At 74.4% G+C, this 17207-nt stretch carries 17 protein-coding genes; 7 read left to right on the plus strand and 10 right to left on the minus strand.

Annotated elements, in window-relative coordinates; translation table 11 throughout:
- The first annotated feature begins 7 nt into the window (after positions 1-7).
- From QSK03_RS19650 to dmpG, 4 genes are all read left to right on the plus strand, one after another.
- The gene (locus tag QSK03_RS19650) at positions 8-778 is read left to right on the plus strand and encodes an IclR family transcriptional regulator (RefSeq protein WP_285655489.1); all 771 of its coding nucleotides are present in this window, start codon (positions 8-10) and stop codon (positions 776-778) included.
- 120 nt (positions 779-898) lie between these two features.
- Complete coding sequence (locus QSK03_RS19655) at positions 899-1699, plus strand: 2-keto-4-pentenoate hydratase (RefSeq protein WP_285655491.1); 801 nt, start codon at positions 899-901, stop codon at positions 1697-1699.
- The gene (locus QSK03_RS19660; protein ID WP_285655493.1) at positions 1696-2658 is read left to right on the plus strand and encodes an acetaldehyde dehydrogenase (acetylating); all 963 of its coding nucleotides are present in this window, start codon (positions 1696-1698) and stop codon (positions 2656-2658) included. The genes QSK03_RS19655 and QSK03_RS19660 overlap by 4 nt, the downstream gene beginning before the upstream one ends.
- Complete coding sequence (dmpG, locus tag QSK03_RS19665) at positions 2655-3680, plus strand: 4-hydroxy-2-oxovalerate aldolase (RefSeq protein ID WP_285655495.1); 1026 nt, start codon at positions 2655-2657, stop codon at positions 3678-3680. The genes QSK03_RS19660 and dmpG overlap by 4 nt, the downstream gene beginning before the upstream one ends.
- Here dmpG and QSK03_RS19670 read toward each other — a convergent pair whose 3' ends face one another.
- The 3 genes from QSK03_RS19670 to QSK03_RS19680 are packed head-to-tail and all read right to left on the minus strand — an operon-like array spanning position 3681 to position 5066.
- Positions 3681-4175: an SRPBCC domain-containing protein gene (locus QSK03_RS19670; RefSeq protein WP_285655497.1), complete on the minus strand. Its 495-nt coding sequence runs from the start codon at positions 4173-4175 to the stop codon at positions 3681-3683. It abuts the gene before it with no gap.
- Positions 4153-4497, minus strand: coding sequence for an ArsR/SmtB family transcription factor (locus tag QSK03_RS19675; protein WP_285655499.1), 345 nt, complete (start codon positions 4495-4497; stop codon positions 4153-4155). The genes QSK03_RS19670 and QSK03_RS19675 overlap by 23 nt, the downstream gene beginning before the upstream one ends.
- A gap of 53 nt (positions 4498-4550) precedes the next feature.
- The gene (locus QSK03_RS19680) at positions 4551-5066 is read right to left on the minus strand and encodes an isochorismatase family protein (protein WP_285655501.1); all 516 of its coding nucleotides are present in this window, start codon (positions 5064-5066) and stop codon (positions 4551-4553) included.
- 57 nt (positions 5067-5123) lie between these two features.
- Here QSK03_RS19680 and QSK03_RS19685 point away from each other — a divergent pair, with 57 nt between their 5' ends.
- Genes QSK03_RS19685 through QSK03_RS19695 form a run of 3 tightly spaced genes read left to right on the plus strand, consistent with a single transcriptional unit; the run spans position 5124 to position 8238 of the window.
- The gene (locus QSK03_RS19685) at positions 5124-6365 is read left to right on the plus strand and encodes an acyl-CoA dehydrogenase family protein (RefSeq protein ID WP_285655503.1); all 1242 of its coding nucleotides are present in this window, start codon (positions 5124-5126) and stop codon (positions 6363-6365) included.
- Positions 6362-6877 carry a cytidyltransferase gene (locus tag QSK03_RS19690; protein ID WP_285655505.1) on the plus strand — a complete coding sequence of 172 codons (516 nt, stop codon included), beginning with the start codon at positions 6362-6364 and terminating at the stop codon, positions 6875-6877. Before QSK03_RS19685 ends, QSK03_RS19690 begins: the two co-directional genes overlap by 4 nt.
- On the plus strand, positions 6874-8238 hold the full coding sequence (locus QSK03_RS19695; RefSeq protein ID WP_285655507.1) for an alkaline phosphatase family protein: 1365 nt from the start codon (positions 6874-6876) through the stop codon (positions 8236-8238). Before QSK03_RS19690 ends, QSK03_RS19695 begins: the two co-directional genes overlap by 4 nt.
- On the opposite strand, the gene QSK03_RS19700 is transcribed toward QSK03_RS19695, so the two are convergent.
- The 7 genes from QSK03_RS19700 to solA all read right to left on the minus strand — a co-directional run bounded on the left by QSK03_RS19700 (position 8235) and on the right by solA (position 17112).
- Positions 8235-8630, minus strand: a complete 396-nt coding sequence (locus QSK03_RS19700; RefSeq protein WP_285655510.1) for a VOC family protein — start codon at positions 8628-8630, stop codon at positions 8235-8237. The genes QSK03_RS19695 and QSK03_RS19700 overlap by 4 nt on opposite strands.
- Positions 8631-8672: 42 nt before the next feature.
- Positions 8673-10916, minus strand: coding sequence for a maltose alpha-D-glucosyltransferase (treS, locus tag QSK03_RS19705; RefSeq protein ID WP_285655513.1), 2244 nt, complete (start codon positions 10914-10916; stop codon positions 8673-8675).
- A 37-nt stretch (positions 10917-10953) separates the two neighbouring features.
- A complete protein-coding gene (locus QSK03_RS19710; RefSeq protein ID WP_285655516.1) occupies positions 10954-11928 on the minus strand; it encodes an NAD-dependent epimerase/dehydratase family protein in 975 nt (324 codons plus the stop codon).
- A gap of 61 nt (positions 11929-11989) precedes the next feature.
- Positions 11990-13168 carry a M24 family metallopeptidase gene (locus QSK03_RS19715; protein WP_285655519.1) on the minus strand — a complete coding sequence of 393 codons (1179 nt, stop codon included), beginning with the start codon at positions 13166-13168 and terminating at the stop codon, positions 11990-11992.
- Positions 13165-14562, minus strand: coding sequence for an aldehyde dehydrogenase family protein (locus QSK03_RS19720; RefSeq protein WP_285655522.1), 1398 nt, complete (start codon positions 14560-14562; stop codon positions 13165-13167). Before QSK03_RS19720 ends, QSK03_RS19715 begins: the two co-directional genes overlap by 4 nt.
- Before the next feature lie 8 nt (positions 14563-14570).
- Positions 14571-15881, minus strand: a complete 1311-nt coding sequence (locus QSK03_RS19725; protein WP_285655525.1) for an aromatic ring-hydroxylating oxygenase subunit alpha — start codon at positions 15879-15881, stop codon at positions 14571-14573.
- On the minus strand, positions 15874-17112 hold the full coding sequence (gene solA / locus QSK03_RS19730) for an N-methyl-L-tryptophan oxidase (protein ID WP_285655529.1): 1239 nt from the start codon (positions 17110-17112) through the stop codon (positions 15874-15876). The genes QSK03_RS19725 and solA overlap by 8 nt, the downstream gene beginning before the upstream one ends.
- Between the last annotated feature and the right edge of the window lie 95 nt (positions 17113-17207).

Raw genomic sequence — 17207 nt, forward strand, 5'->3', positions numbered from 1 at the left:
GGGTCCCATGACGTCCGCGCCGACACCCGGGGTGCCGGTCACGGTGCTGGGCAAGGCGCTGGCCGTCCTGCAGGCGTTCGCCGCCGAGGACGCCGGCCTGGGGTTCGCCGAGATCCACCGGCGCACCGGCATGGCCCGCAGCACCGTGCACCGCACCCTCGGCGAGCTCGTCGAGCACGGGCTCCTGGAGCGCGTCGAGGGCCGCTACCGCCTCTCCGGGCTGGTCTTCGAGCTGGGCATGCGGGCGTCGGTCGGGCGCGGGCTCCTCGAGGTCGCGACCCCGTTCCTCGAGGACCTCTACGAGCTCACCCACGAGACCGTGCACCTCGGCGTGCGCGAGGGCCACGAGGTCGTCTACGTCGCGAAGATGGGTGGGCACCGCCAGGCCCGCTCGCCCTCGCGCCTCGGCGGGCGGATGCCGCTGCACGCCACGGCGATCGGCAAGGTGCTGCTGGCGCACGCGCCGGTGGAGGTGCGGTCGTCCGTGCTCTCCGTGTCCCTCGAGCGGCGGGCGCCGCGCACGATCACCCACGTCCCGGTGCTGCGCGCCCAGCTGGACGAGATCCTCGGGCGCGGCGTGGCCTTCGAGCACGAGGAGTCCGCGGTCGGCATCACCTGCGTCGCCGCCCCGGTGCCCGAACCCGGCGCGGGCGTGCGCGCGGCCGTGAGCGTCACGGGCCCCGTGCACCGCTTCCGCCCCGAACGCCACGCCGACGCCGTCCGCGCCGCCGCCGGCGGCATCGCCGCCATGCTCGCCCGCCGCGCCTCGGGCACCTGACCCTGTGCAGCGAACGCGGCGTTCGCTGCTTCTCGGGGCTCCCCGCCACCACCTCGAGAGTTCAGCTCACCGGAACTCGGTGCTGGTCTCGCGCGGCTCGGGACCGGCACCGTGCTCCGCGTGCCCACCACGACCGCCGGCGTCGACCAGGCCGCCGAACGCCTCCTCGACGCCGCCGACACCGGGACACCCTGCGCCCCGGTCCGCGACCTCATCGGCCCCGACGACGTCGCCGCCGCCTACGCCGTACAGCGCCGGCTCACCGCGCGACGCACGGCAGCGGGCGCCCGAACGGTCGGCCGCAAGATTGGTCTGACCAATCCGACGGTGCAGGCGCAGCTCGGCGTCGCCAGCCCGGACTTCGGGGTGCTGTTCGACGACATGCCCGTGGAGCACGACGGCACGGTCGCCGCCGGGCGCCTGCTGCAGCCGCGGATCGAGGCCGAGGTGGCGTTCGTGCTCGGCGCCGACCTCGACGGCCCCGACCTGACCGACGCCGACGTCCGCGCCGCCGTCGACCACCAGCGGGCGGCGCTCGAGATCGTCGACAGCCGCATCGCCGGCTGGGACATCACGTTCGGCGACACGGTCGCCGACAACGGCTCCAGCGGGCTGTACGTCCTCGGCCCCGAGCAGGTCGGGCTCGACCGGACGAACCCCGTCGACGTCACCATGACCCTGCGGCGCGGCGAGGAGACCGTCTCGAGCGGCGCCGGCGAGGCCTGCCTCGGCCACCCGCTGGCCGCGCTGGCCTGGCTGGCCCGCACCGCCCGCGACCTCGGCGAACCGCTGCGCGCCGGCGAGGTCGTCCTGTCCGGCGCGCTCGGCCCGATGGTCCCCGTGACGCCCGGCGACGCGTACTCCGCCCACATCACCGGCCTCGGCGACGTCGCCGTCACGTTCGCGAAGGAGACACCGTGACCACGAAAGTCGCGATCATCGGGTCCGGCAACATCGGCTCCGACCTCATGCTCAAGATCGTTCGGCTGTCGGAGACGCTCGAGGTCGCCGCGCTGGTCGGCATCGACCCCGACTCCGATGGCCTCGCCCGCGCCCGCCGCCTCGGCATCGCCGCGGTCGACACCGGCGTGAGAGGTCTGACCGAGCTCGACGGGTTCGACGACCTCGCCATCGTCTTCGACGCCACCTCGGCGAAGGCCCACGTCGCCAACGCCGAGATCCTGCGCCCGTACGGCAAGCGGCTGGTCGACCTCACGCCGGCCGCGATCGGCCCGTACGTCGTGCCGCCCGTGAACCTCGAGCAGCTCGGCGACGCCGGCAACGTCAACATGGTCACCTGCGGCGGCCAGGCCACCATCCCGATCGTCGCCGCCGTCGCGTCGGTGGCCCCCGTGCCCTACGCGGAGATCGTCGCGTCGATCGCGTCGAAGTCGGCGGGCCCCGGCACGCGCGCCAACATCGACGAGTTCACCGAGACCACCGCCGCGGCGATCGAGCAGGTCGGCGGGGCCGGCCGCGGCAAGGCGATCATCGTGCTCAACCCCGCCGAGCCGCCGCTGATCATGCGCGACACCGTGCTCTGCCTCGTCGGCGACGCCGCCGACCCGGCGGACGGGCCGACCCTCGCCGCCGAGGTGACGAGCGCCGTCGAGGCCATGGTCAAGACCGTTGCCGAGTACGTGCCCGGCTACCGCCTCAAGCAGGCCGTGCAGGTCCGGGCGATCCCCGACGACCAGCCGCTGCACACGCTCATCGGCGACGGGGCACGCCCCACCCACCAGGTGTCGGTGTTCCTCGAGGTCGAGGGCGCCGCGCACTACCTCCCGGCGTACGCCGGCAACCTCGACATCATGACCTCGGCCGCCCTGCGCGTCGGCGAGGAACTGGCCGGACACGCAGCCACCCGGAGCACGCGATGAGCCTCTACATCCAGGACGTGACCCTGCGGGACGGCATGCACGCCATCCGCCACCGCCTCGCGCCGGGCGCGGTCGGCACGATCACCCGCGCGCTCGCCGACGCCGGCGTCGACGCCATCGAGGTCTCCCACGGCGACGGGCTCGCCGGCGCCAGCCTCACCTACGGGCCGGGCTCGAACACCGACTGGGAGTGGATCGCCGCGGCCGCCGAGGCGATCGAGGCGAGCGAGAACACCCCGGTCCTGACCACCCTGCTGCTGCCGGGCATCGGCACCATCGCCGAGCTGACGAAGGCCCACGACCTCGGCGTCCGCTCGGTCCGCGTGGCCACCCACTGCACCGAGGCCGACGTCGCCGCCCAGCACATCGCGACCGCCCGCGAGCTCGGCATGGACGTCTCCGGCTTCCTCATGATGAGCCACATGGCCCCGCCCGCCGAGCTCGCGCGGCAGGCGAAGCTGATGGAGGACTACGGCGCCCACTGCGTCTACGTCACCGACTCCGGCGGCCGCCTGACGATGCCCGACGTCGCGGCGCGCCTGGACGCCTACCGCGAGGTGCTGCGGCCCGAGACCCAGATCGGCATCCACGCCCACGAGAACCTCTCGCTGTCGGTGGCCAACTCCGTCGTCGCGGTCGAGCACGGCGCCGTCCGTGTCGACGCGTCGCTGGCCGGGCAGGGCGCGGGGGCGGGGAACACGCCGATCGAGGCGTTCGTCGCCGTCGCGAACACCTACGGCTGGACCCACGCCTGCGACCTCTTCGCCCTGCAGGACGCCGCCGACGACCTCGTGCGCCCGCTGCAGGACCGCCCCGTCCGCGTCGACCGCCAGACGCTGACCCTGGGCTACGCCGGGGTCTACGGCAGCTTCCTGCGCCACGCCGAGAACGCCGCCGTGCAGTACGGCGTCGACACCCGCGAGCTCCTCGTCGAGATCGGGCGCCGCGGGCTCGTCGGCGGCCAGGAGGACATGATCGTCGACGTGGCGCTCGACCTCGTCGCCGCGCGGGGTGCCGCCTGATCAGACCGCCGCGGCGAACGCGCCGAGGATCTCCTCCCAGCCGCGGACGAACGCGCCGCCGCGGTAGCCGCCGGGGCGGGCGCAGTCCTCGCCCAGCTGGGCCTCGGAGAGGGCCTCCCAGCCGCGGTGCTCGACGGCGACGCGCGTCAGCGACGGGCCGAGCGCGGTGAACGTCAGCTCGACCTCGGTCGGGACCGGGGTGATGTTCCAGGTCATGACGAACCGCTCGGGCGGCGACCACGCGAGCAGCCGGCCCCAGTCGACCTCGGTGCCGTCGTCCCAGCGCTCGTACACCCGGCCGTCGACGCGCGGCTCGACGTGCACCCCGCGGACCCGGTCCTTGCCGGCCGAGTAGGGCTGCAGCGGCCACCACTGCCCGATCGTCGCGACGAACACGTCGAAGGTGTGCTCCCGGTCGCTGCGCACGGTCGTCGCCTGCCGGATCGGCGGGCGGCGCAGCGCCGTGACGGTCTCAGCCGGTCGCGGAGCGGCCATCGGTGATCCCCCTGTCGGTTTCGACGATCCGGCGCGCGGCGTCCAGCGACGAGCCCCACATGTCGTCCAGGAACCCGCGCAGCCCGTCGAGGCCCTCGGGGCGGGCCCGGTAGAGCCGGCGGGTGCCGTCCCGTCGCTCGGTGAGCAGGCCGGCGTCCTTGAGCACCGTGAGGTGCTGGCTGACCGCGGGCCGGGTGACCTCGAACGTCGCCGCGATCTCCCCGGCGGAGAGCTCGTCGTGGGCGACCAGGCGCAGGATCGCGCGACGGCGTGGCTCGACCAGCGCGCGCAGCGCGGCGCCTTCCGGGTCCTCGTCCGTCACGACACCCTCCAGGGTCAGTCGCGACGAACGTTAGCGCACACGTACCCGACCTGTCACTTGATCAGCTTCTGGACCTCGCGGAAGGCCTCGTGCTCGCTGTCCCCGAGCCACTCGAACAGCACCATCTCGGTGGTCACGACGTCGACGCCGTGGTCGCGCATCCGCTCGACCGCCCGGTCGCGGTTCGCCTCCGTGCGGCTGCCGACCGCGTCGGCGGCGACGGCCACGTCGCGGCCCGCCGCGCGCAGGCCGAGGACGGTCTGCTGCACGCACACGTGGGCCTCGCAGCCGGCGACGACGACGGTGCCGGGGTGCGCGGGGACGGGCGCGCCGAACGCCGTCTTCGCCACCGGCGGGTCCGGGAGGAGGTCCGCGATCGCCGAGACCGTCGGCCCGAGCCCGGCGGGGTTCTGCTCGGTGACGTGGACGGCGACGCCGAGCCGCGTCGCACCGCGGACGAGCCTGCTCGCGTTGTCGAGCACGGCCCCGCCGTCCGCGATGGCGGGCATGAGGCGTTCCTGGAGGTCGACGACGAGGAGGAGGGAGGCGTCTGCGCGCAGCACCGGCACGCCGTCGACCCTAGCGAGCGGTTGACGGGACCACGCCCGGCGCCGTAGGGCTGGCCCGTGACGAGCACCCCCGGACGTACCGACCGCGTCGCCGACTACACCGAGCGCTTCGGCGCCTTCCTCGAGTCCGACGTCGCCCCGCTCGAGGCCGCGCTGGCCGGGCAGGACGCCGGTACGCCGTGGAACCCCCGTCTCGACGAGGCGGGGCGGATGCACCCGGCGGTGTGGGAGGCCCGGCGGGAGGCCCAGCGCCGCGCGGCCGCCGCCGGCCTCTACGCGCCGCACGTGCCCAGCGGCCTCGGCTTCAGCGACTTCACCCGCGCCGAGATGCAGCACGTCGAGGAGTACGTCTACCGGCACGCCGGCCTCGGGCTGGGTCTCGCGGCGCTGGCGTGGACCGAGGGCCCGAACCCCGCGATCGAGCACTGCTCCGACGCGGCCCGGGAGCGGTGGCTCGCGCCGCTGCTGGCCGGGGAGATCACCGCGGCGTTCGCCAACACCGAGATCGCCGTGGGCACCGACGTGCTCGCCATGGAGACCCGTGCGCGCCGCGACGGCAGCGACTGGATCCTCGACGGCACCAAGGCGTGGATCACCAACGCGCACTTCTGCGACGTCGTCCAGATCACCGCGGTCACCGACCCCGGCGCCGGCACCCGCTCGCTGTCGATGTTCCTCGTCGACGCCACCAGCCCGGGCTTCACCCGGGGCCGCGACATCCCGACCATGCTCGACGACGGGCTCACCGGCGAGCTGCACCTCGACGGGGTGCGGGTGCCGGCCGAGAACGTCGTCGGCGAGCCCGGCGACGGCTTCGCGCTGGCCATGGCGTGGATCAACTGGCGGCGTCTGTGCCGGGGCGGGATGTGCGCGGGCTGGGGCACGTGGCTGCTCGACCGGGCCCTCGACCGCGCGGGGCAGCGCACCTCCGGCGGCGCGCCGATCGCCGACCTGCAGGCGGTGCAGCACATGCTCGCCGACATCGACGCCGACGTGTACGCGGCGCGGGCGGCGTCCCTGCAGGCGCAGGCCGAGCTCGACGCCCTCCCCGGCGGCGCCTTCGGCGTGCCGCTGCACCCGGACGCCCCGCGCCTCATGAGCCTCGTGAAGGTGATCAACGACGAGGCGTTCCTGCGCGTCGCCGACCGTGCCCTGCAGGTCCACGGCGGCACCGGGCTGCGCAAGGGCTCGCCGGAGGAGAAGCTCTACCGCCTCGCCCGGAACCTCAAGATCCCGGCCGGGACGGTGGAGATCCAGCGCAACGCGATCGCCCGCGGCCTGCTCCGCGGGACGCGATGACGACGCTCGCCGCCGTCACCGGGCGCTTCCAGCCGGTGCACGCCCAGCACCTCGAGCTGTTCGCGCTCGCGCTCGCCGAGCACGACCGTCTCGTCGTCGCCGTGACCAACCCCGACACCGGGGCCCGCCACGCCGAGTCCACGTCGGCCCACCGGCACACCGACGCGGCCAACCCGTTCACCTACTACGAGCGCGCCCGCCTGCTCGCCGCCGCGCTGGCCGGTGCGGGAATGGGCGACCGTTCGATGGTCGTACCGTTCGACCTCACCCGTCCCGAGGTCTGGGCCGAGTACGTCCCCCGCGATGCGGTGCACTACGTGCGGGCGTACTCGGCGTGGGAGTCCGACAAGGCCGGTCGTCTGACCGACGGCGGCTACCGCGTCGTGGTCGTCGACGGCGACCCCGTCGCGAAGCTCGACGCGACCGACATCCGCGCGCACTTCGCCGACGGCACCTGGCGGGACCTCGTGCCGCCGGCGACCGTGCCCGTGCTCGAGGATCTGCTGACGTGAGACCCCCCGGCCACGGCGAGACCCAGCCCCGGCTCGACGACGACCGCCGCCCGGTGGTGCTGGTCGTCCTCGACGGTCTCGGCGACCGCCCGGTACCCGAGCTGGGGGACCGCACGCCCGCCGAGGCCGCGCACACGCCGGTCCTCGACGCGCTCGCCGCCCGCGGCGCCTCGGGCTGGCACCTGCCGTTCGGCTGGGGCCGGGCGCCCTCGTCGGAGCTCGCGCACTGGGCGGTGTTCGGGTTCGGCGACGTGCCCTTCCCCGGCCGCGCGGTGCTCGAGGCGCTCGGGGCGGGCGTGGACGTCCCGGCCGGCGTCGCCGTCACGCACGCGGCGCTGCGGACGTCCTCGGCCGACGCCGACGGGCGCGTATGGATCACCGGACGGGTCGGCCGTGACGACGCCGAGGACGCGGCGGCGCTGTTCACCGACGTCGTGGATCTCGCCGGCACGCACGGGCACCGGCTCGTCCCGCTCGACCGCCCCGGGGGGCGCGCCCGCAGCGAGGCGGTGCTGCTCCTGCCCGGCCACGCCGACGGCGGCGTCACCGACTCCGACCCCTTCTTCGAGGACCGCCACCCATGGCTGCGGGTGCTCCCGGTCGAGGGCGCGGCGGGGGCGGCGCCGACCGCCGCGGCCCTCACGGAGCTGCTCGTCGCGGCCCGGTCGGCGCTGCGCGCCCACCCCGTCAACGCCGCCCGCCGCGCGCGGGGCGCGCCGGCCCTCGACGTCGTCACCACGAAGTGGTCGGGAGCGCTGGGGCCGGTGCCGTCGTTCGGCGAGCAGGTCGGCGTCCCCGGCGCCGCCGTGACCAGCACCCGGCTCTACCGTGGTCTCGCGGCCCTGCTCGGCCTGCGGACCCGGGACCTCGCCTCGGTGCCCGACCTCGCCGCGGACCTGGTGGCGCGGCTGGACGCCTGCCGCGCGCTGCTGGCCGAGGGCGCGGCGTTCGTGCACGTGCACACCAAGGCCACCGACGACGCCGGCCACACCAAGCGCCCCCGCGCCAAGCTCGAGGCGATCGAGGCCGCCGACGCCGGTCTCGCGGACCTGCTCGACCTCGCCGACGAGGCGGTCGTCGCGGTCACCGGCGACCACGCGACGCCCTCGACCGGCGGCGTGCTGCACACCGGCGACCCCACCCCGCTCGTCGTGGCCGGGCCGGGCGTCCGCCCCGACACGGTGACCGCGTTCGGCGAGGCCCCGGCGCACGCGGGCTGGTACGGGGCCCTCGCCGCGCGCGACCTGCTCCCGCTGCTGCTGGGCCACGCGAACCGGCCGGCGTTCCTCGGTCACCGGCCCACGCCGCGGCGCACCCTCGCCCTGCCCGACGACCCACCGCCGATGCCGGACCCGGGTTAGAGCCGGGCCTCCGCGCGGGTCGGCTCGAAGAGCTCCACGGGATTGCCGGACGGGTCCTCGAGCAGGATCTGCTTGCCGCCCACGCCGGTGACGACGTCGTTGCGGAACCGCGTGCCGGCGGCCCGCAGCTCCCCGACGAGGCCTTCGAGGTCGGCGACCTCGAGGGTGAAGCGGTTCCACCCGCCGGGGCGCGGCACCGTCCCGTCCGGCATCGCCTGCCCGCCGCCCCCGCCCCCGCCGGGGGCCGACAGGACCAGGCGCAGGTCGCCCCTGCTCAGCATCGCGAACGTCGGGGCGGGGTGCATGTCCTCGTGGAAGCCCAACCGCCCGCAGTAGAAGGAGATCGCGGCATCGACGTCGTCGACGATGTACCGCACGCTCACCGTGGCCATGCGGAGTGATGGTCCTCCGCCGGGCCGCGCGGTTCCAGGCCCTCAGGCCCCGTCCGGTGCCTCCACGAGCAGCGCGTGACCCTGGTGGGCGTTGAGGTCGACCGCGAAGGAGCGCAGGTCGTCGACGACGGCGACCGTCTCCTGGGTGAACATGTCGATGACCGTGCCGCCGGGCGGGAGGGCCTCGGCGCGGACCGTTGTCGTCACCGGCTCGGCGGCGAAGTTCAGCACCGTCAGGGCGTGCCGCCCGTCGTCGAGCACGTGGACGAGGACGAGCAGGCCCGTGTGCGAGACGTCCGGGATCTCGACCTGGCGGCTCGTGGCGATGCCGTAGTGCTTGCGCACCCCGAGGATCGCGGCGAGCTGGCGCAGGAAGCTGGTCTCGTCGGCGAGCTGCTCGGGGATGCTGCCGTAGAGGCTGCGCCCGCGGGGCATGCCCTCGGCCGAGCGGGACGCCGCCGGGTCGAGGCCCATGAGGTCGTGCGCCGCCCGGTGGATCCAGCGGGTGTCGCCCTCGGAGAGCAGGCTCCCGACCTGCTCGGGCCGCAGCGTGAGCATCCCGGTGATGTCCCAGCCCGACAGCGCGAAGACGCCCGGCTGCATCGCGTTGAACATGGCCAGCAGCAGGTGGATCTGCCGGATCGCGTCGACGTCGTCGTCGCCGATCGCGTCCAGGTCGGTGATCCCCAGGGTGGCGGCGATGACGGTCGCGGTGGTGCAGGCGATGCCGTTGGTGGTGAACACCAGGTTGTAGGGCGCGCGCTCGCCCGCGAGGTGGGCGGCCAGCTCCTGGCGCACGGTGTCGCCGATCTCGGCGCCGGTGGCGGGCGCGCCGCGAAAGGTGAAGACGTCGTCGCGGTGCCCGGTCGACCAGTGGACGAGCTCGTAGGTCACCTCGTCGTGGTTCTGCAGCGCGTGCACGAGCGAGGCCGGGTCGATGCCGGTGTCGCGGCAGGTGCGCAGGCACAGGCGCAGGAACTCGGCGTCGCCGGTGGCGAGCGCGTGGTGGTAGCCGGGCCGGTTGACGAAGTCGTAGGACAGGTCCGCGCCGGCCTCGCCGACCTGGCGGATGTCGTCCATGGTCAGGTTCAGTTCCTGGAACGTGAACCCGCCGACCTTGCGCACCATGCTGGCGATGAGGTGGTTGGCGGCCTCCGAGAGCGGGTGCCCCTCCGACCATGCGGGGTTGCCCTCGGCCGCGCTCTTCTCGACGCCGAGGAAGCCGTTGGCGTCGAGGCGCAGCGCGCCGGAGCCGAGGTCGGCCAGCGAGTGCAGGGCGTCGCCGATGGTCAGGCGCATGCCGGCGAAGGACGGGTCCAGCCAGTTGATCGAGGGCTGGCCCTCCTTGAAGTAGTGCAGGTACACCCAGCGGCGCTCGACGCCGTCGACGCCGACGACCGGGCGGGTCGCGCTCCAGTTGGTCTCCTTGACCCCGGGCGCGTAGAAGATCACTCGCTGGAGGCGGCCGATGATGTAGCCCGACTTCTCCAGCTGCTCCTCGACGACGGCGTCGAGGTTCACCGAGTCGCGGCCGGGCGGCACCTCGGGCAGCAGGTGCCAGTCGTCCGGCTCGATCTCGACCATGTGGTAGATGCCGGGGTAATCGGCGTGGGCCATCTCGGCGAGGCGGAAGTCGGCGCCCTTGCCGGTGTGTCCGGGCACGACGTCGTCGATGATCGTGCCGCCGTGGAAGGTGGCCATCCCGCACATCGCCCGGAACTCCTGCTCGGAGCCGAACGCCGGGTCGATGACCGTCGAGATCCGGTCGAAGTGCCCGTCGACGCTCGGGGTGCTCGACCAGCCGGTGATCCCGCCCGCACGCTTGACCGGGCCGGTGTGCAGGGCCTCGATGCCGATGTCGGCGAACGCCGACCACAGTTCCTCCTCGCCCAGGGCGGCGAGGAACGACTGGCCGGGCCGCGTGATCAGCGACAGCGGGTAGGCGGTGAACCACACCGACGCGGTCTCGACGGCCAGGCGCGGGTCGGGGTCGGCGTAGGGGTTCTGCCACATCGCGCCCTGGCCCGAGAACTGCCGGGAGATGGTGTTCGCGTCGGCCAGCATCGACTCCGAGACGAGCCACGCCACGTAGGCCGGGTTGGTGCCGACCGCGTCGCCGTCACGGGCGGCGGCGTTGCGGACGACGCTCTGGCGCACCCGCGGCCGGTGGCGCAGCGCCCGCGGGCGCGCGGGATGGAAGTGCTCGGCGTAGCTGATCCCGGCCGGTTCGAACGGGAGCTCGTCCGCGGTGTCGTCCGTGACCTCGTCGCGGGCCTCGCCGTCCAACCACGCACCTCTTCTCCGAGCCGGGGAGGGACCATGGTCACACGGGGGCGTGATCGACTCCCCGCCGGGCGAGCGGCACGTTCGGCGGGTTCGCGTGCCAGGCCAGGGTCCTGGCGAGGCCGTCGCGCCGCGGGGTCGTCGCGCGCCACCCGAGCTGCTCGGCGGCGGGGCCCGGGTCCGCGACCAGGGTGTGGTCGTCGCGCCGGTCGCCCCGGTCGCCGAAGCCCAGCGGCCCGCCGTAGCCGGCGAGGTCGGCGAGCTCGGTGACGACGTCGGCGATGCTCGCGGTGCGGCCGGAGCCGATGTCGAGGACGTGCCCGGCCCGCTCGCTCGTCGCGGCCCGGACCAGGGCGTCGACGACGTCGTCCACGTACACCCAGTCGACGAGCCGGGTCCCGCTCGACAGCTCCGGCGTGACCCCGTCGAGCACGCACCGGCTGACGTAGGGCACGAGCTTGCCGTCGTCGGGCTGGTCGGGCCCGTAGACCATCGCGATCCGCAGCACCGTCACCGGCAGGTCCCACTGCGCGTGGAACAGCCGGGCGTAGCCGGTGGCGGCGGACTTCGCGGCCGCGTACGGGGAGCTCGGCGGCTCGTCGCCGTGGGGTTCCTCGAGCGAGCCGGCGAGGACGACCCGGCAGTCGCCGAGCTCGTGCGCGGCGGTCATCACCGCGACGGCCGCGCGGGTGTTCGCCTCGAGCATCGGTATCGCCAGGTCGCTCTCGCGGGCGCCCGCCACCTGGCTGGCGAGGTGGAACACGGCCGCCGGGGCGACGTCGTGCACGACGCGCCCCAGCTCGTCGGGGTCGGTGATGTCGCCGCGGTGCCAGATCACCCCGGGGAGGGCGGGGTCGTGGGGCCCGTCGCCGCGGGTCAGGGCGTGGATCTCGGCCTCGAGGTGCAGCAGCCGGCGGACCAGGTGCCGGCCCAGGAAGCCGGTCGCGCCGGTGACGAGGACGCGGCGGCCACGGAGGCCGGTGGCGTCGTGGGGTGCGGCGAGGTCCGGATTCATCCGATCGGGGTATCCACGTCGACGGGTTCCCAGACGGGTGAGCCGGACCACGGGGCGAGCCTCAGAGGAGGCGGTCCTCGGCCGGCGCGGAGGAGAGCAGTTCGGGCGCCGCGTCGGTGATCACGATCTGGTCCTCGTACTTCGCGCCCGCGGAGCCACCCACGCGGCCCGTGTAGGCCTCGACGCTGATGACCATGCCCGGCTCGAGCACCCCGCCGTGGTGGCCGTCGACGACGATCGCCGGGTACTCGTCGGCGGCGCCGCACCCGTGGGCGAGGAAGGGGTAGCGCTGGGCGCGGTACTCCGCGGGCAGCCGGGGGCCGAGCAGCTCGCCGAGCTCGCGGAACGACCGGCCGGCGCGGAACTCGGGGATCGCCTCGCGGACGAAGCCGTACGCCGCGCGGTAGGCCTCGCGCAGCTCGCGCGACGGGGCGGCGTCGCCGCAGACGTAGGTCCGCGAGATGTCGGTGAGGTAGCCGTGCGGCCCCACGAGGTCGGTGTCGAAGGCGACCGGCTCGCCGTCCCGCACGACGCGGCCGGACGCCTCCTGCATCCACGGGTTCGTCCGCGGCCCGGAGGAGAGCAGGCGGCTCTCGGAGTGCAGGGCGCCGCTCGCGAAGGCCTCCCGCATGAGGTCCGCCCACAGCTCGAGCTCGGTGCGCCCGGGCTCGAGGCGCTCGAGGAAGCGCCGCACGGCGACGTCGGTGAGCCGGGCGTTCTCCCGGTGCACCGCCAGTTCGAGATCGGTCTTCACCGACCGCGCGACCTCCAGCACGCCGACGGCGTCGACGAGGTGGACCCCGAGCTCGGCCAGCGCGAGGAACACGACGGCCTCGGCCCGGTCGATCCCGAGGGGCGCGCCGGCCAGCCCGCGCTCGCGCAGCGCGTCGCGGACCTCCGCCATCGCGGCGAGCGCGTGCCCGGCGCTGCGGTCGCCAGACCCGAAGAACGTGAACGAGGTCGTCGGGCGGATCTCGCCGTCGAACCGCCCGCGGGCGAGCGGGATCGACTCGGTCGGCTCCCAGAGGATCGGGTCGTGCTCGGCGAGCACGAGCGCCCAGCGGTAGGAGCAGTGCAGGTTCGCCACGAGGTACGACCCGTCGCACGTCGCGTACCGGACGTTGGCGGGGTCGAACAGGAGCGCGGCGGGGAGGTCGTGCTCACGCAGGGCCTGCTGGGCCCGGGCGAGGCGCTGCGCGCCCAGGGTGCGGACGTCGACGTCGGCGGCGGCCGTCGTCATCGCGGGCCGACCCGGGCGACGACGGTCTTGTCCCGCAGGTAGCCGTCGAGCGCGACGAGGCCCCGCTCGCGGCCCGTGCCGGAGAGCTTGGTGCCCCCGAACGGCACCGACGGTCCGCCGGCGAAGTACTCGTTGATCATCACGTAGCCGGCCTCGACCTGCCCGGCCACGCGCAGCGCGCGGTCGACGTCGCGGGTGTGGATGCCGACCCCCAGGCCGTAGTCGGTGCCGTTCGCCAGCGCGAGGGCCTGCTCCTCGTCGTCGAACGGCATCGCCACGAGCACCGGCCCGAAGATCTCCTCGCGGGCGATCCGCATCTCCGGGGTGACGCCGGTGAACGTCACGGGGGCCAGGAAGTGCCCGCGGTCGGGGACGGCGCGGGGTCCGTCGGCGACGACCGCGCCCTCGGCCTGCCCGAGCGCGACGTAGGACGACACGCGGCGGTGGTGCTCGGCCGAGACCAGCGGACCGAGGTCGGGGTCGTCGATCCCCGGGCCGAGGGTCAGCGCCGCCGTGCGTGCGACGACGCGGGCGACGAGCTCGTCGTGGACGCCACGCTCGACCAGCAGGCGCGACCCGGCGTCGCAGTACTGCCCGCTGTTCGCCGTCACACCCGTGACGACCTGGGCGGCGACGTCGTCGAGGTCGGCGTCGGCGAACACGATCTGCGGGGACTTGCCGCCGAGCTCGGTGACCACCGGCGTGACGTGCTCCGCGGCCGCGCGCAGCACCGCCCGCCCGGTGGCGACCGAGCCGGTGAACGTCAACGACCCGATGCACGGGTGCCCGGCCAGGGCGTGGCCGGCCTCGGCGCCGAGGCCCGCGACCACCGTGACCGCGTGCTCCGGCAGGCCCGCCTCGCGCGCGAGCTCGGCGAACCGCAGCGCGGTCAGCGGGGTCTGCTCGGCGGGCTTGACCACCGCCGTGTTCCCCGCGGCCAGCGCCGGCGCGACGCTGCGGCAGAGCATCGACAGCGGCGCGTTCCACGGCACGATGTGGGCGGTCACGCCCACGGGCTCCCGCACGGTCCAGGCGAGCGAGCCGGGGCCGAGCGGGATGGTCTCGCCGTGCAGCTTGTCCGCGGCGCCGGCGTAGTAGTCGAGGTAGCCGACGCACCCGGCGACCTCGCCGCGGGCGAGCGACAGCGGCTTGCCGGTGTCCCGGGTCTCGAGCCGGGCGAGCTCCTCGCGCTCGGCGTCGACGGCCGCGGCCAGCGCCCGCAGCAGCCGTCCCCGGTCGGCCGGGGCGATCGTCCGGGTGCGGCGCGCGCCGACCCGGGCCGCGGCGACGGCGCGGTCGACGTCCTCGGCGGTGCCGCGGGGGACGCGCGCGATGGTCTCCTCGGTCGAGGGGTCCTCGACGGCGATCTCGTGGGTCAGGGTCGCGGCTGTCACGGGCGCGCTCACGGGTCGGGGAACATCCGGGTCATGGTGCTCTCGTCGCCGGAGGGCACGCGGTCGACGCCGACCATCTTGTCGATCACCATGTTCTGGAAGCGGTGCAGCGGCTCCTCGAACCGGAAGCACATCCGACCGCCGCGGTAGGCCGGGTTCTCGAGGCCCTCCTGGACGCGCTCGACGATCTCGAGGTCCTGGGTGTTCACGAGGTCCCAGAACTTCGCGAGCTGCTCGACGCCCTCCTCGGCGGTGTCGTCCCCGCCCTCCCCGCCGAGCGACTCGGGGTGGGCGAGCAGCACGGCCGTCTCGACGGTGTGGTTGGGCGAGACGGGCCGGTTGAACAGCACGAACGCGTGGTTGGGCAGGACGACCAACGCCGTCGACGGGAACAGCCACACGAACCGCCCGCTGTCGGCGTCCTGCGGGCCGAGCGAGCTCAGCGGGCGCAGCCCGTCCCAGCCGCCGGCGTCGGAGTTGCGCGACACCGGCGTGGTGCACATCCCCGTGTACATCCCGGGGCCCTGCCACCGGTAGTGGTCGGAGAACTTGGAGACCTTGTTCAGCTCCGGGTGCACCCAGGGCAGGTGGTAGTACTCCATGAAGTTCTCGCCGATGAGCTTGTGGTTGGCCGCGACGTCGTAGGTGCGGCGGCGCTGGGTCACCCACTCGTCGAGCCGGTAGTCGGCGAACCGCCGGGGCAGGTCCCCGAGCTGGGTGGCCAGCGGCGACGGGTTCGGCGCCAGGTTGACGAAGAGGAAGAGGCCCCAGGTGTCGACGGCCACCTCGAGCAGCCCGTAGTCGGCGCGGTCGAAGCCCGTCGCGATCGAGGTGTCGAAGATGGCCTCCTGGCCCTCGGGGATGTCGGAGCCCTCGAACAGCGGGGTCCCCAAGCACGCGCCGTCGGTGTCGTAGGTCCAGGAGTGGTACGGGCAGCGGATGCGCCCGCGGCGTCCGACCTCGCGGGCGTCGGCGTCGAGCAGCTTCGTCGCGCGGTGGCGGCAGAGGTTGTGGAACGCGCGCAGCTCGCCGTGCCGGTTGCGGGTGACGAAGATCGACCGCCCGGCGACCTCGACGACGACGCAGGCGCCGTGCCGGGCGACGTCGCTCGTGATGCCGACCGGCACCCAGCTGTCGGTGAAGAGGCGGTCCCGCTCGAGGGCGAAGAACTCCGGGCTGGTGTACGCGTCGGGCAGTAGCGTCGAGGCGAGCTCCACCGGCAGGCGGGTGCTGCGGTACGTGCTCTCCAGCGTGAAGAGCGCCGGGTCGACGGGGCGCGCCGGGAGGGTGGTGTACGGGTTCACACGCGTGTCAGACATGGAAGCTCCGCGGAAAGCTCGGGTCGGTCAGGGCGGGCCGGGTGATCGAGAAGGCGTCGATCGGGTGCGAGGGCTCGTGTCCGAGCGCGAGGTCGGCGAGCAGCCGCCCGATGAGGGCGGCGAACTTGAAGGCGTGACCGGCGCCGTTGGCGACCGTGATCTGCGGGTGCTCCGGCAGCGTGTCCAGCACGAAGTCCTGGTCCGGCGGGACGGTGTAGAGGCAGGTCTTCGAGTAGAGCTCCGGCCCGCCGAAGCGGGGGACGTGTTGCTCGAGGAAGTCGGCGTACCGGCCGCGGCGCACCGGATCCGGGTCGAAGGTCCGGTCGTCCGCGGTGGTCTCCTCGCCGCCCATGTGCTGGCCGAGCTTGGTCGCGACCTCGCCGTAGACCGGGAAGCCGTAGAAGTTGTGGCGGCCGTGCCACATGAAGACCGGGAAGTGCGACGGCGCGAACTCCGCGAGGTGCGGCGTCGCGTAGTACGTGACCTGCTCGCGCAGGACGGTCAGGGGCAGCTGGGTCCCGGTCTCGGCGAGCACCTGGTTGGTCCACGCGTCGGAGGTGACGACGACACGGTCGGCGTGCAGGGTCTCGGTGTCGGTGACCACCGCGACGCCCTCGCCGTCCGGCCGGATGGCGCGCACCGGGGTGTGCGCGCGGACCTCGGCGCCGTGGGCGCGGGCGAGCGCGAGGTGCACGGCGTTGGCCCGCGCGGCGTCGACGATGCCCGACTCGGGCTGGTAGAGCGCCTGCTCGCCGCCGTCGACCCGGAACTGGGGCCAGCGGGCGACGAGCTCGTCGGCGTCGAGGCGCTCGTAGGCGACGCCGAAGCGGTCGAACATCGCGGTGTAGCCCTCGATGTTGCGGTTGCCGGTGGCGGCGCCCCGGCGGGCGACGCGGTCCTCGATCACCAGCCCGCCGGTGCGCGTGACGATCTGCTGGCGGGACTCGGCCTCGACCTCGTCCCAGGCCTTGTAGGCCGGGGCGGCCAGCGCCGCGTAGTGCTGCTCGTGCTGGGCGAGCCGGATGATCCGGGAGTGGTCCTGGGAGGCTCCCCGGGTGTGGCCGAGCTCGAACTGCTCGAGGCCGAGGACGCCCGCGCCTGCTCCGGCTGCCCCGCCGTCCCCGCCGTCCCCGCCGTCCCCGCCGGTCTCGCCGATCTCGCTCGCGAGCCGGTAGAGGGCGGCCGACCCCAGGCCTCCGAGGCCGACGACGATGACCCGATAAAACGACATTTCGGACTCCTGCGGGCGCCCAGGGGCGCGCCGAGACGGTGGTGGGGGTGCACCGCCGGCGTCGGCGCCGTGGTGTCTGCTCGCAGTGTCGGCGC

It is taken from the genome of Actinomycetospora sp. NBRC 106375, from assembly GCF_030269665.1.
In the GTDB taxonomy this organism is placed as follows: domain Bacteria; phylum Actinomycetota; class Actinomycetes; order Mycobacteriales; family Pseudonocardiaceae; genus Actinomycetospora.

Bases quoted from the DNA above. Each gene is read 5' to 3' on its own strand.
- QSK03_RS19670 (WP_285655497.1), bottom strand. From the start codon at position 4,175: ATGGCCGCTCCGCGACCGGCTGAGACCGTCACGGCGCTGCGCCGCCCG.
- solA (WP_285655529.1), bottom strand. From the start codon at position 17,112: ATGTCGTTTTATCGGGTCATCGTCGTCGGCCTCGGAGGCCTGGGGTCG.
- QSK03_RS19650 (WP_285655489.1), top strand. From the start codon at position 8: ATGACGTCCGCGCCGACACCCGGGGTGCCGGTCACGGTGCTGGGCAAG.
- QSK03_RS19690 (WP_285655505.1), top strand. From the start codon at position 6,362: ATGACGACGCTCGCCGCCGTCACCGGGCGCTTCCAGCCGGTGCACGCC.
- QSK03_RS19700 (WP_285655510.1), bottom strand. From the start codon at position 8,630: ATGGCCACGGTGAGCGTGCGGTACATCGTCGACGACGTCGATGCCGCG.
- QSK03_RS19715 (WP_285655519.1), bottom strand. From the start codon at position 13,168: ATGACGACGGCCGCCGCCGACGTCGACGTCCGCACCCTGGGCGCGCAG.
- QSK03_RS19710 (WP_285655516.1), bottom strand. From the start codon at position 11,928: ATGAATCCGGACCTCGCCGCACCCCACGACGCCACCGGCCTCCGTGGC.
- dmpG (WP_285655495.1), top strand. From the start codon at position 2,655: ATGAGCCTCTACATCCAGGACGTGACCCTGCGGGACGGCATGCACGCC.
- QSK03_RS19725 (WP_285655525.1), bottom strand. From the start codon at position 15,881: ATGTCTGACACGCGTGTGAACCCGTACACCACCCTCCCGGCGCGCCCC.